15 protein-coding genes are annotated in these 11073 nt (G+C 71.1%); 14 read left to right on the top strand and 1 reads right to left on the bottom strand.

Features of this window, described 5'->3' with window-relative positions; genetic code table 11:
* The first annotated feature begins 3 nt into the window (after nucleotides 1–3).
* From L0H79_RS16455 to L0H79_RS16425, 7 genes are all read left to right on the top strand, one after another.
* Nucleotides 4–996, top strand: coding sequence for an asparaginase (locus L0H79_RS16455; RefSeq protein ID WP_367652483.1), 993 nt, complete (start codon nucleotides 4–6; stop codon nucleotides 994–996).
* 2 nt (nucleotides 997–998) lie between these two features.
* Nucleotides 999–1424, top strand: coding sequence for a D-aminoacyl-tRNA deacylase (gene dtd / locus L0H79_RS16450; RefSeq protein WP_301485732.1), 426 nt, complete (start codon nucleotides 999–1001; stop codon nucleotides 1422–1424).
* A 68-nt stretch (nucleotides 1425–1492) separates the two neighbouring features.
* The gene (locus L0H79_RS16445) at nucleotides 1493–1807 is read left to right on the top strand and encodes a DUF2516 family protein (protein WP_301485731.1); all 315 of its coding nucleotides are present in this window, start codon (nucleotides 1493–1495) and stop codon (nucleotides 1805–1807) included.
* Nucleotides 1808–1854: 47 nt separating this feature from the next.
* The gene (locus L0H79_RS16440; RefSeq protein WP_301485730.1) at nucleotides 1855–2289 is read left to right on the top strand and encodes a phosphomannose isomerase type II C-terminal cupin domain; all 435 of its coding nucleotides are present in this window, start codon (nucleotides 1855–1857) and stop codon (nucleotides 2287–2289) included.
* Between the two features lie 18 nt (nucleotides 2290–2307).
* The gene (gene mshA, locus L0H79_RS16435) at nucleotides 2308–3612 is read left to right on the top strand and encodes a D-inositol-3-phosphate glycosyltransferase (RefSeq protein ID WP_301485729.1); all 1305 of its coding nucleotides are present in this window, start codon (nucleotides 2308–2310) and stop codon (nucleotides 3610–3612) included.
* A gap of 98 nt (nucleotides 3613–3710) precedes the next feature.
* Nucleotides 3711–4193 carry a YbjN domain-containing protein gene (locus L0H79_RS16430; RefSeq protein WP_301485734.1) on the top strand — a complete coding sequence of 161 codons (483 nt, stop codon included), beginning with the start codon at nucleotides 3711–3713 and terminating at the stop codon, nucleotides 4191–4193.
* A gap of 24 nt (nucleotides 4194–4217) precedes the next feature.
* Entirely contained in the window at nucleotides 4218–4961 is a 744-nt protein-coding gene (locus L0H79_RS16425) for a phosphoglyceromutase (protein ID WP_301485728.1), read from the top strand.
* Between the two features lie 50 nt (nucleotides 4962–5011).
* Here L0H79_RS16425 and L0H79_RS16420 read toward each other — a convergent pair whose 3' ends face one another.
* Nucleotides 5012–5515 carry a hypothetical protein gene (locus tag L0H79_RS16420; protein ID WP_301485726.1) on the bottom strand — a complete coding sequence of 168 codons (504 nt, stop codon included), beginning with the start codon at nucleotides 5513–5515 and terminating at the stop codon, nucleotides 5012–5014.
* 312 nt (nucleotides 5516–5827) lie between these two features.
* Here L0H79_RS16420 and L0H79_RS16415 point away from each other — a divergent pair, with 312 nt between their 5' ends.
* The 7 genes from L0H79_RS16415 to L0H79_RS16385 form a co-directional block, all read left to right on the top strand.
* Nucleotides 5828–6310, top strand: a complete 483-nt coding sequence (locus L0H79_RS16415) for a CarD family transcriptional regulator (RefSeq protein WP_301485724.1) — start codon at nucleotides 5828–5830, stop codon at nucleotides 6308–6310.
* Complete coding sequence (gene ispD / locus L0H79_RS16410) at nucleotides 6310–7032, top strand: 2-C-methyl-D-erythritol 4-phosphate cytidylyltransferase (protein ID WP_301485723.1); 723 nt, start codon at nucleotides 6310–6312, stop codon at nucleotides 7030–7032. The genes L0H79_RS16415 and ispD overlap by 1 nt, the downstream gene beginning before the upstream one ends.
* Before the next feature lie 81 nt (nucleotides 7033–7113).
* On the top strand, nucleotides 7114–7902 hold the full coding sequence (locus tag L0H79_RS16405) for an SDR family oxidoreductase (protein ID WP_301485721.1): 789 nt from the start codon (nucleotides 7114–7116) through the stop codon (nucleotides 7900–7902).
* Nucleotides 7899–8390, top strand: coding sequence for a 2-C-methyl-D-erythritol 2,4-cyclodiphosphate synthase (ispF, locus tag L0H79_RS16400; protein ID WP_301485719.1), 492 nt, complete (start codon nucleotides 7899–7901; stop codon nucleotides 8388–8390). The genes L0H79_RS16405 and ispF overlap by 4 nt, the downstream gene beginning before the upstream one ends.
* A 158-nt stretch (nucleotides 8391–8548) precedes the next feature.
* A complete protein-coding gene (locus L0H79_RS16395; protein WP_301485717.1) occupies nucleotides 8549–9631 on the top strand; it encodes an S-(hydroxymethyl)mycothiol dehydrogenase in 1083 nt (360 codons plus the stop codon).
* A gap of 74 nt (nucleotides 9632–9705) precedes the next feature.
* Entirely contained in the window at nucleotides 9706–10314 is a 609-nt protein-coding gene (locus L0H79_RS16390) for an MBL fold metallo-hydrolase (protein ID WP_301485733.1), read from the top strand.
* A 6-nt stretch (nucleotides 10315–10320) separates the two neighbouring features.
* A partial coding sequence (locus tag L0H79_RS16385) for a hypothetical protein (protein WP_301485715.1) occupies nucleotides 10321–11073 on the top strand: 753 nt, incomplete at its 3' end.

The raw sequence follows: 11073 nt of genomic DNA, 5'->3' as shown, positions 1-11073 counted from the left end.
GCGTTGGTAATCGGGCCCAACCGCCCCCCCCCCCCGGCACCCCCGGCCCCCCCCGGGCCCGGGGGGGCGGCCCCGGTGGGGCGCCACGACTTCGTCGAGTCCGCCCACCGTGGCACCGCCGTCGTGACGGGTCCGGGCGGGGAGGTGCTCCTCGAGGTCGGCGACTCCCGTGGAGCGGTCCTTCCCCGCTCGTCGAGCAAGCCGCTCCAGGCTGTGGCGATGGTGCGCTCCGGGCTGAGCGTGCTTGGACCTCACCTCGCTCTTGCCTGTGCGAGCCACTCGGGTGAGGACGTCCACCTCGCCGGTGTCCGGGAGGTCCTGCAGGGCGCCGGCCTGACCGAGGCCGATCTGCAGAACACGCCGGACTACCCGCTCGACGAGGCGGCGCGTATCGCGTGGATCGCGACGGGACTGCCCAAACAGTCCCTCGCGCAGAACTGCTCGGGCAAGCACGCTGCGATGTTGGCCACGTGCGCCGCCGCGGGGTGGGACATCGCCGCCTACCGTGACCCGGCGCACCCTCTCCAGCAGGCGATCACCGGGACGGTCGTCGACCTCACCGGGGGCCCGGTCAGCGCTGTCGCGGTCGACGGCTGCGGTGCGCCGATCCACGCGGTCCCGCTCGTCGGGCTCGCCCAGGCGTTCGGCCGCCTCGCGAGCGCGGCGGATGGACCCGAGGCGAGGGTGGCCTCCGCGATGCGCGACCACCCAGAGTATGTCGGCGGCACCGGGCGTGACGTCACGGCACTGATCGCGGGTGTGCCGGGTCTGGTCGCCAAGGATGGCGCGGAGGCTGTGTATGCCGCCGGCCTGGCGGACGGCCGCGGGGTGGCCGTCAAGATCGCCGACGGCGGGACCCGGGCGTGCGGTGTCGTGCTGGCCGCGGTGCTCCGGCGGGTCGGCATCACCGCGGCCGAGCCGCTTGCCGCCCTCGAGACCCGGCCCGTCCTCGGGCACGGTGAGCCCGTCGGGGCGGTCGTCGCGGTCGGCCTCTGAACATGCGAGCGGTCCTGCAGCGGGTGACGTCTGCGCGGGTCGAGGTCGAGGGCCACGTCGTCGGCGAGATCTCGCGACCCGGGTTGCTCGCGCTCGTCGGCGTCGCCCACGCCGACGGGCCGGAGCAGGTCGAGCGGATGGCGCGCAAGATCGCCGAGCTGCGCATCCTGCGCGACGAACGCAGCGTCGTGGAGCTCGGTGCGCCGGTGCTGCTCGTCAGCCAGTTCACCCTCCAGGGCGACACGCGCAAGGGGCGTCGCCCCTCGTGGAGCGCGGCGGCGCCGGGGCCCGTGGCTGAACCGGTCATCGATGCGCTCGTCGGCGCCTTGCGCGGCAGGGGCATCGACGTCGCCACCGGGCGGTTCGGCGCGATGATGGCCGTGACCTCGATGAACGACGGCCCGTTCACCGTCCTCGTGGACACGTGACCATGACGTGACGTCGGATACACCCACAACGTCAGGTGGGGTGGTTCGGGGCGGTTACGCTGGTCGACATGTCGTTGTTCTACGGGTTCCAGTCACTGGTGCTCACGGTGCTGGGAGTCGCCGCCCTGGGCTGCGAGCTGTTCGCCTTCCTGGACGCCCTGCGTCATCCCGAGGCCGCGTATGTGGCAGCCGGGAAGCGCACCCGGACCTTCTGGCTGATCGTGACCGGTGTCGCCCTGCTGTTCGGCATCGTGACGGTGTTCAACATCATCTCGCTGCCCGGCATCATCGCCTTCGTCGCCGCGGCCGTCTACCTCGCCGACGTCCGCCCCGCCCTGCGCCACGTGCGCGGCATCGGGTCGGGGCAGAGCCGCAAATGGTGACGGGCCGGGGAGAGGCGGCGAGCGACCGGCCGAGCGCGGGAGTGACGGTGCCGACCCAGGAGCACGACTTCGCGCCTCGGCACCACCCTGACGACTACGACCTCGGCGACCGCAACCCGACGAACGACATCTTCGTCGCCGAGCGGCCATGGGGGACCTTCCAGCAGTTCGTCTCCAACGAGCAGGTCACGGTCAAGATCATCACCGTCCGGCCCGGGCACCGCCTCTCGCTGCAGAAGCACGACCACCGTGGCGAGATGTGGCAGGTGCTCGACGTGCCGATCGAGATCACGGTCGACGACCAGCAGTGGGTCGCCGAGCCGGGTGAGACGGTCTGGGTGCCCCGAGGCTCGATCCACCGGATGGGCAACTCGGGAGAACGGCCCGGGCGGCTCCTCGAGGTCGGGTTCGGGCACTTCGACGAGGCGGACATCGAACGTCTCCAGGACGACTATGCCCGGGCTGCCGAGGACCATCTCTAGGCAGAGAGGACGATGCCGATGGGGATCCAGCCGAGACGGGTGGCGATGATCAGCGTGCACACCTCCCCGCTCGAGCAGCCCGGCACGGGCGACGCGGGCGGCCTTAACGTCTACGTCGCCGAGACCGCCAAGCAGCTGGCCGCCCGGGACATCGAGGTCGACATCTTCACCCGGCGCACGACCGGTGAGCTGCCCATCGACGTCGAGCTCGTGCCGGGCGTCCGGGTGCGGAACGTGACGGCCGGCCCGTACGAGGGGCTCTCGAAGGAGGACCTGCCCGGCCAGCTGTGTGCGTTCACGGCCGGCACGATGCACGCGGGCCTGTCGGTCCCCGAGGACCACTACGACCTCGTCCACTCGCACTACTGGCTCTCCGGGCAGGTCGGCTGGCTTGCCGCCGACCGATGGCGGGTCGCCCTCGTCCACTCGATGCACACCATGGCCCGGGTCAAGAACGGTCACCTCGCCGAGGGCGACACCCCCGAGCCGCCGGGTCGCGAGATCGGCGAGGTGCAGGTCGTCGAAGCAGCCGAACGGCTGGTCGCGAACACCGAGGGTGAGGCGCGGGAGCTCATCGAGCTGTATGACGCCCCGCCGCAGAAGGTCTCCATCGTCCCTCCCGGTGTCGACCTGCTCACCTTCGCACCGGGCGACCGGGCGCAGGCCAGGACCGTGCTCGGGCTCGACCCCGACGCCGACCTGCTGCTCTTCGTCGGCCGGATCCAGCCGCTCAAGGCGCCCGACGTCCTGCTCCGCGCGGCCGCCGAGCTCGTGGCCCGCGACCCGGAGCGCCGAGGGACGCTGCAGGTTGCCGTCCTGGGCGGGCCGAGCGGCACCGGCCTGGCCCGCCCGCACCAGCTCGAGGACCTGGCCGTCGGGCTCGGCATCGGCGACCTCGTCCGGTTCGTCAAACCGGTCCCGCGGCCGGTCCTGGCCGACTGGTACCGCGCGGCCGACCTCGTCGTCATGCCCAGCCACTCCGAGTCGTTCGGGCTCGTCGCGATCGAGGCCGAGGCATGTGGCACGCCCGTGGTCGCTGCCGCCGTCGGCGGCCTGCCGACGGCCGTCGGGGACGGCGGTGTGCTCGTTCCCACCCACGATCCCGACCAGTGGGCCGATGTCATCGGCTCGCTGCTGCACGACCCGGTGCAGCGGGAGGCCCTGTCGCGCAAGGCGGTCGCGCATGCAGCCGGCTTCGGCTGGGCCGCCACGACGGATCGCCTCATCGATGTCTACTCGCGTGCCATCGACGAGCACGCCCGCTCGACCAACGGCGGGGAGCAGAGCCTCGCCGGCGTCCCCACGAGGGCGGTGATCCCGTGAACCAGGTCCCAGTCCCCGAACCGGCCACGACCCAGAAGCTCACGACTGAGCCCGGCACGACCCCGGTTGATCGAGCGGGAGCCCGCACGACGGCATACCTGCAGTCCGTCGACCTCGAGTGGGAGCCCGGCGCGCGTGAGGGAGAGTACGTCGTGTCGCTGCCGGGGGAGCAGAAGCTCAAGACCGTCGTGTCGCTCGTGATCGGCGACACGACGACGAGCATCATGGCCTTCGTCATCCGCAACCCCGACGAGAACCACGAGGTCTTCTACCGCCACCTGCTTCGCAAGAACCTGCGCCTGACCGGCCTCGCCTACGCCGTCGACGCGGACGGCGACGTCTACGTGCGTGGTGAGCTGCCGACCGAGGCGGTCGACGAAGACCGGCTCGACCGGCTCTTCGGGGTCGTCCTCGCCGCGGCGGACCAGAGCTTCAACGAGCTGCTGACCCTCGGGTTCCTCACCTCGATGAAGAAGGAGTGGGCCTGGCGCGTCTCGCGGGGTGAGTCGACTCGCAACCTCGAGGCGTTCCGCCACGTGCTCGCGCGGCCCGAGGACAGTGCGCCGCCCCCGGCCGGGTGAGCCGGTCTGGATAGGGTTGCCGTCATGACATACACGCTCGTGCTGCTCCGCCACGGCGAGAGCGACTGGAACGCCAAGAACCTCTTCACGGGGTGGGTCGACGTCGACCTGACGGACAAGGGCCGGGCCGAGGCCGTGCACGGCGGTGAGCTCCTGAGGACTGAGGGCATCCTGCCCGACATCGTCCACACGTCGGTGCTGCGGCGCGCCATCACGACGGCGAACCTCTCGCTCGACGTCGCGGACCGGCACTGGATCCCGGTCAAGCGCGACTGGCGGCTCAACGAGCGCCACTACGGTGCCCTGCAGGGCAAGAACAAGAAGGAGATCCTCGAGCAGTACGGCGACGAGCAGTTCATGCAGTGGCGTCGCTCGTACGACGTGCCGCCGCCGCCGATCGAGGCCGACGACCGGTACGCCCAGACCGACGACCCGCGGTATGCCGGGCTCGGCGAGGCGATGCCCCGCACGGAGTGCCTGCAGGACGTGCTGACGCGGCTGCTGCCCTACTGGGAGAACGAGATCCAGACCGATCTGGCCGACGGGCTGACCGTCCTCGTCGCGGCGCACGGCAACTCGTTGCGTGCGCTCGTCAAGGTCCTCGACGAGATATCCGACGCCGACATCGCGGCTCTCAACATCCCGACCGGTATGCCGCTCGTCTACGAGCTCGACGACAGCTTCCTCCCGCTGACGCGTGGTGGACGCTACCTCGACCCGGAGGCGGCCGAGGCCGCGGCTGAGGCCGTCGCGAACCAAGGCCGCTGAGCCGGGCCGGCTCGGCAGCTCGGCTCAGCTGGTCGACACGGGTGGTCGACTCAGCTGGTCGGCACGGCCGTCGGCGTGACCGTGGCGTAGTAGCCCTCCGCGGCCATGACCGGGACGTTGAGCAGGGTGGTGCCGGCGGTGCTGCTCGTGACCTGCACCGGGATGACCCTGCCGGGCTTCGCGGCGACGCCGGTGAGCTGCAGCCCCTGCTCGGCGAGGTTGACCCGCTCGCTGGGCTGCAGCTGTATCTCCGTGCCGGAGGTACTGCCACCCTCCAGCTGCGGAGCGAACTGGAGGGTGACCGCCTGGGCGCTCTGGTTGACGAGCCCACCGGAGACCATCGCCTCTCCCGAGCCGTTCGTGACGAGGACGAGGTCGCGGATCGCGACGCTGCCGAGGTTGGTCTGGATGCCGTCGGCAGGCGCGTAGGGAACGTCCGTCTGGACGGGCGAGAAGACCATGCATCCGGCCGTGCCGAGGGTGACCGTGGTGGCCGCCACGAGGGCTGCCAGGACGCGACGCACGGGGGTCTGGGGCAGGAGTCGACGCTTCACGCGCGCAAGCCTACCGGCGCACGCTCCCGTGCGGTCGGTGCCTCGGCCGCCCGGGCGATTTCCGCGCCGGGTGGGTGTGCCTTCGTCGGACCCGGGACAGCCCGGCAGCCACGCCCCGCTGTTGCCCACAATCGGCCCGTCAGGGTGAGCCTGCGCCCGCGCGGATGCATGCCGAGGGGGTTACTGTCAAGTCCGTCAAATCCCCTCTTCTCTCGGTCATAATGGCTCTGACCTGCGCAGATGCCGGTTCCTGAAATCGCGATGTGAGCGGCTTCGTGATAATCTGGTGGTCGCGAAAGGGGAAAACAGCACATGGCGTTCAAGGTCGGCGAGACGGTCGTGTACCCGCATCACGGGGCAGCACTGATCGAAGAAATCAAGACCCGCACGATCAAGGGAGAAGACAAGCTCTACCTCAAGCTCAAGGTCGCACAAGGCGATCTGACGATCGAGGTACCTGCCGAGAACTGTGACCTCGTCGGCGTCCGCGACGTGGTCGGCCAAGAGGGCCTCGACCGGGTCTTCGAGGTTCTCCGCACTCCGCACACCGAGGAGCCAACCAACTGGTCCCGCCGCTACAAGGCAAACCTCGAGAAGCTCGCCTCCGGCGATGTCATCAAGGTGGCCGAGGTCGTGCGTGACCTGTGGCGCCGCGACCAGGACCGCGGCCTGTCCGCCGGTGAGAAGCGGATGCTGGCCAAGGCCCGCCAGATCCTCGTCTCCGAGCTCGCGCTCGCCGAGAAGACGGACGAGGACAAGGCCGAGTCGATCCTCGACGAGGTACTCGCCTCCTGATGGCGTCGGCGGACGTCGGTCTCGTCATCGTCGCCGCCGGATCTGGTACCCGACTGGGGGCCGAGGTCCCCAAGGCTTTCGTGCCCCTCGCGGGCGTGCCCATCCTCGGGCACGCGCTGCGGGGGGCGCGCTCGTGCCCCGGCCTGGCCGAGGTCGTCGTCGTGGGCCCCTCGAGGTGGCTGGGGCAGGCCGAGGAGGTATGCCGCTCAGCGGGCTTCGCGTCCGACGACGAGTCGGTCTCGGATGCCGTGAGCGTGACGGTCGTGGCCGGCGGCGCCACTCGAGGTGACTCCGTCGCCGCCGGGCTCGCTGCGCTTTCCGATGCGGTCCGGGTCGTCCTGGTCCACGATGCGGCACGGTGCCTGACACCCCCGGCCGTCTTCGCCCGCGTGGTCAAGGCAGTGCGGGCCGGAGCAGGCGCCGCCGTGCCGGGTGTGCCGGTCGTCGACACGATCAAGCAGGTGGACGCGGCCGGCTTGGTGGTGGGGACGCCGGACCGTGCAGTGCTTCGGGCGATCCAGACGCCGCAGGGGTTCGCCCGTGCGGTGCTGGAGCGGGCCCACGCAGGGAGCCCGGATGCGACCGACGACGCCGGGCTCGTCGAGCGCCTCGGCGAGCCGGTGCTCGTCGTCGCCGGCGACGAACGGGCCCTGAAGGTCACGACGTGTGACGACCTCGACCGGGCGGCCCGGTTCCTCACCGCAGGAGCGGCCGGCGCCTGACCTGCTGGTTGGCGGCCACCCCCCGCCGGGCCGGACCGGCAGGCCCGCCGGCCGGACCGGGGAGCGTCTATCCTCGACTGGGTGACGACCCTGACCACCGAGACGCCCCTACGACCCGTCGCCCTCATCACCGGAGGCGGCACCGGGATCGGTGCCGCCGTCGCGAAGAGGCTCGCCGCCGACGGGTTCGACGTCGTCGTCGCCGGGCGCCGCCGCGAGCCGCTGGAGCGGACCGTCGCCGCGATCGGCGACCAGGCGCGGGCACTGGTCATGGACGTCACCGACACCGACCGGGTCCCCTCCGGCGTCGAGACGCTCGGTCGCCTCGACGTGCTGGTCAACAACGCCGGGGGCGCGCTGGGCACGAGCCGGGTCGAGGACGGCGACCCGGCCGAGTGGCAGCAGATGTTCGCCACGAACGTCCTGGGGACGATGCTCATGACGAAGGCCGCGCTGCCGCTGCTGCGCCGGTCACCGCGTGCCACGATCGTCAACGTCTCGTCGACCGCGGGCGAGACGGTCTACGAAGGTGGCGCCGGGTACACCTCGGCCAAGCACGGCACCTCGGTCATCAGCGAGACCCTCCGGCTCGAGCTCAACGGAGAGAACATCCGCGTCTGCGACATCCGGCCCGGCATGGTGCACACCGAGGGGTTCTCCCTGACCCGGCTGCACGGTGACCATGCGGCGGCGGACGAGGTCTATGCAGGCGTCGACCACCCGTTGCGCGCCGAGGACGTGGCTGAATGCATCGGATTCGTCGTCGGCCTGCCGCAGCACGTCAACATCGACACGATGGTCGTCAAGCCGGTGGCCCAGGCCGCGGCACACAAGGTGCACCGCGGCCCCATCGACTGGAAGGCGCCATGACCGGAGCCCCTCGGGTCGGGGTCGGTGTCGACGTGCATGCCTTCGCCCCCGAGGGCTCGGATCGTCAGCTGTGGGTCGCGGGTCTGCTCTGGCCGGGGGAGCGGGGCCTCGACGGACACTCCGACGCCGATGTCGCGGCGCATGCCGCGTGTGACGCACTCTTCTCGGCTGCGGGGATCGGTGACCTCGGTGCTCACTTCGGTACGGACCGTCCGGATCTCGCTGGGGCTTCGGGTGTCGTCCTTCTCGCCGAGGCGGGTCGGCTGGTGCGTGGTGCCGGCTTCGATATCGGCAACGTCGCCATCCAGGTGATCGGCAACAGCCCCCGGATCGGCAGCCGTCGGGCCGAGGCCGAGGCGGGGCTCACCCACGCCGTGGCTGCACCGGTCTCGGTCAGCGGCACGACGACCGACGGCCTCGGCCTCACCGGCCGCGGGCAGGGCATCGCGGCCATCGCGACGGCGCTCGTCGTGCCCCGTCCGAGGTGACCCCTCGGCTTCACGCGGACGGACCGTTCGCGGCCGAGCCGGGCGGCATCCCGGCACGCTCGACCTCGAGCGGCCTGTTCGCGGGCAGAGGCGCGGCTTGCGTCGGCACGCCTGTCCGGCTTGGGTGGAGGGCAGGGACGAACACGAGAGGATGAGTCATGCCGCAGACCGTCAAGGGAGTCATCAGCAGGAGCAAGGGCGCCGACGTCGAGCTCGTCGACGTCGTCGTGCCCGATCCCGGCCCGGGCGAGGCCGTCGTGACGATCCAGACGTGCGGGGTGTGCCACACCGACCTGCACTACAAGGAGGGCGGGATCAACGACGACTTCCCGTTCCTGCTCGGTCACGAGGCGGCCGGTATCGTCGAAGCGGTGGGCGAGGGGGTCGACAGTGTGACGCCCGGTGATTTTGTGATCCTCAACTGGCGGGCGGTCTGCGGGCAGTGCCGCGCGTGCCGCAAGGGCCGGCCGTGGTATTGCTTCGCCACCCACAACGCCGTGCAGAAGATGACCCTCACCGACGGCACCGAGCTCACGCCGGCCCTCGGCATCGGTGCCTTCGTCGAGAAGACCCTCGTCGCGGCCGGCCAGTGCACGAAGGTCCCGACCGCGGACCCCGCGGCCGTGGGCCTGCTCGGCTGCGGCATCATGGCCGGCTTCGGCGCCGCCGTGAACACCGGTGAGGTGCGACGCGGCGAGTCCGTCGCGGTCATCGGTTGCGGCGGTGTCGGGTGCGCCGCCATCGCGGGCGCCGGCATCGCGGGCGCGACGACGGTCATCGCCGTCGACCTCGACGAGCGCAAGCTCGATACGGCCAAGGGGTTCGGGGCCACGCACACGGTCAACTCAGGTCGGACCGACCCCGTCGAGGCGATCCGGGAGCTCACCGGCGGGTTCGGCGCGGATGTCGTCATCGAGGCCGTCGGGCGCCCCGAGACCTACGAGCAGGCCTTCTACGCCAGGGACCTCGCCGGCCGGGTGGTCCTCGTCGGCGTGCCGACCCCGGACCGGCAGGTCACTTTGCCGATGATCGACATCTTCGGCCGTGGTGGCTCGCTCAAGTCGAGCTGGTACGGCGACTGCCTGCCGACCCGCGACTTCCCGATGCTCGTCGACCTCTACAAGCAGGGCCGTCTCGACCTCGATGCGTTCGTCTCGGAGCGGATCGGGCTCGGCGACATCGAGGCGGCATTCGTCAAGATGGGCCGCGGCGAGGTGCTGCGCTCGGTGGTGGAGCTGTGAGCGGGGACAGGCACAGCGGCCGTGTCGAGCGGGTCGGCGTCACCTCACCCGGGGGTGTCGGCGTCGAGCACACCGTGACGAGCGGCACCTTCAGCCTCGACGGGGGCAGCTGGGAGGTCGACAACAACGTCTGGATCGTCGGCACCGACACCGAGTGTGTCCTCATCGACGCGCCACACGACGCCGTGCCGATCATCGCGGCGATCGGCGACCGGCAGCTCCGGGCGATCCTGCTCACGCACGCCCACGACGACCACGTCAGGGTGGTGCCCGACATCCTCGAGGCCTGTCACGGTGCGCAGGTCGCGTTGCACCCCGCCGACCGGATGCTCTGGGACCTGACCCATCCCGGCCTCGCTCCGACCCGGGACCTTCACGACGGTGACATCGTCTCGGTCGGCGACGTCGACCTGCACGTGATCCACACCCCGGGGCACTCGCCGGGCGCCTGCTGCTTCCACGCCCCAGAGCTCGGGGTGGTGTTCTCCGGGGACACCCTCTTCGCGGGCGGGCCCGGTGCGACCGGGCGGTCCTACTCCGACTTCGACACGATCATCGCCTCGATCCGCGACCGGCTCTTCGAGCTGCCCGACCACACGGTGGTGCACACCGGCCACGGGGAGTCGACGACGATCGGCGCCGAGCGGCCCCACCTCGACGAGTGGATCGCACGGGGACACTGACTCCCCGTGTCGAGGCAGGTGTGCCGGGCGGCGCTGCACTGGAGCGGCGGCAAGGACTCCGCCATGGCCCTCAGCGCCCTGATCGACGAGAAGGTGCACGACGCCTGCGGCCGGGATGTCGTGCTCGACCGCCTGGTCACGACGGTCCACTCCGACCGGAACACCTCGACCGTCCACGGCGTCCCCGTCGAGCTGCTCGCGGCGCAGGCCGACTCGATCGGCCTGCCGCTCGAGACGATCCCGTTGCCCGGTCCGGGGCTCGACGGCTACGCAGAGGCGATGGCGGCCACCGCGAGGCGGCTGCGGTCCGAGGGCATCGAGGCGTTCGCCTTCGGCGACCTCAGCAGCTCGGGAGTGCTGCGGCGCAAGCAGGCACAGTTCGCCCCGTTCGGGATCGAGGTCCTGGTGCCGTTGTGGGGGCAGTCCTCGCAGGAGGTCATCGCCCGGTTCCTGCGGTCGGGGCTGGCGGCGGTCACGATCGTCGTGGACGCCTCGGTCCTGGACCGCAGCGACGTCGGGGTGCCTCTCGACGGCGACTTCCTGGCACGGCTGCCCGACGGCGTCGACGTCTGCGGCGAGCTCGGCGAGTACCACTCCTTCGTCCACGACGGGCCGATCTTCGGCCGACACGTGCCGTTCCATCTCGACGAACCACGCTTCCTCGAACGGGTCATCGGCACCACGGAGGGCCCCCGGCGCTTCGCGTACTGGCTGGCCACACCACAACCCGGCCGCGACGAGGGCGGGACGGCGGATCCC

Origin of the sequence: Intrasporangium sp., from assembly GCF_030452765.1 — a bacterium.
Lineage (GTDB): Bacteria > Actinomycetota > Actinomycetes > Actinomycetales > Dermatophilaceae > Intrasporangium_A.
Note: the sequence above shows the minus strand (reverse complement) of the source record. Positions and strands in the feature narration are given on the sequence as shown.

Bases quoted from the DNA above. Each gene is read 5' to 3' on its own strand.
- L0H79_RS16415 (WP_301485724.1), top strand. From the start codon at position 5,828: ATGGCGTTCAAGGTCGGCGAGACGGTCGTGTACCCGCATCACGGGGCA.
- dtd (WP_301485732.1), top strand. From the start codon at position 999: ATGCGAGCGGTCCTGCAGCGGGTGACGTCTGCGCGGGTCGAGGTCGAG.
- L0H79_RS16395 (WP_301485717.1), top strand. From the start codon at position 8,549: ATGCCGCAGACCGTCAAGGGAGTCATCAGCAGGAGCAAGGGCGCCGAC.
- L0H79_RS16425 (WP_301485728.1), top strand. From the start codon at position 4,218: ATGACATACACGCTCGTGCTGCTCCGCCACGGCGAGAGCGACTGGAAC.
- ispD (WP_301485723.1), top strand. From the start codon at position 6,310: ATGGCGTCGGCGGACGTCGGTCTCGTCATCGTCGCCGCCGGATCTGGT.
- ispF (WP_301485719.1), top strand. From the start codon at position 7,899: ATGACCGGAGCCCCTCGGGTCGGGGTCGGTGTCGACGTGCATGCCTTC.
- mshA (WP_301485729.1), top strand. From the start codon at position 2,308: ATGGGGATCCAGCCGAGACGGGTGGCGATGATCAGCGTGCACACCTCC.
- L0H79_RS16445 (WP_301485731.1), top strand. From the start codon at position 1,493: ATGTCGTTGTTCTACGGGTTCCAGTCACTGGTGCTCACGGTGCTGGGA.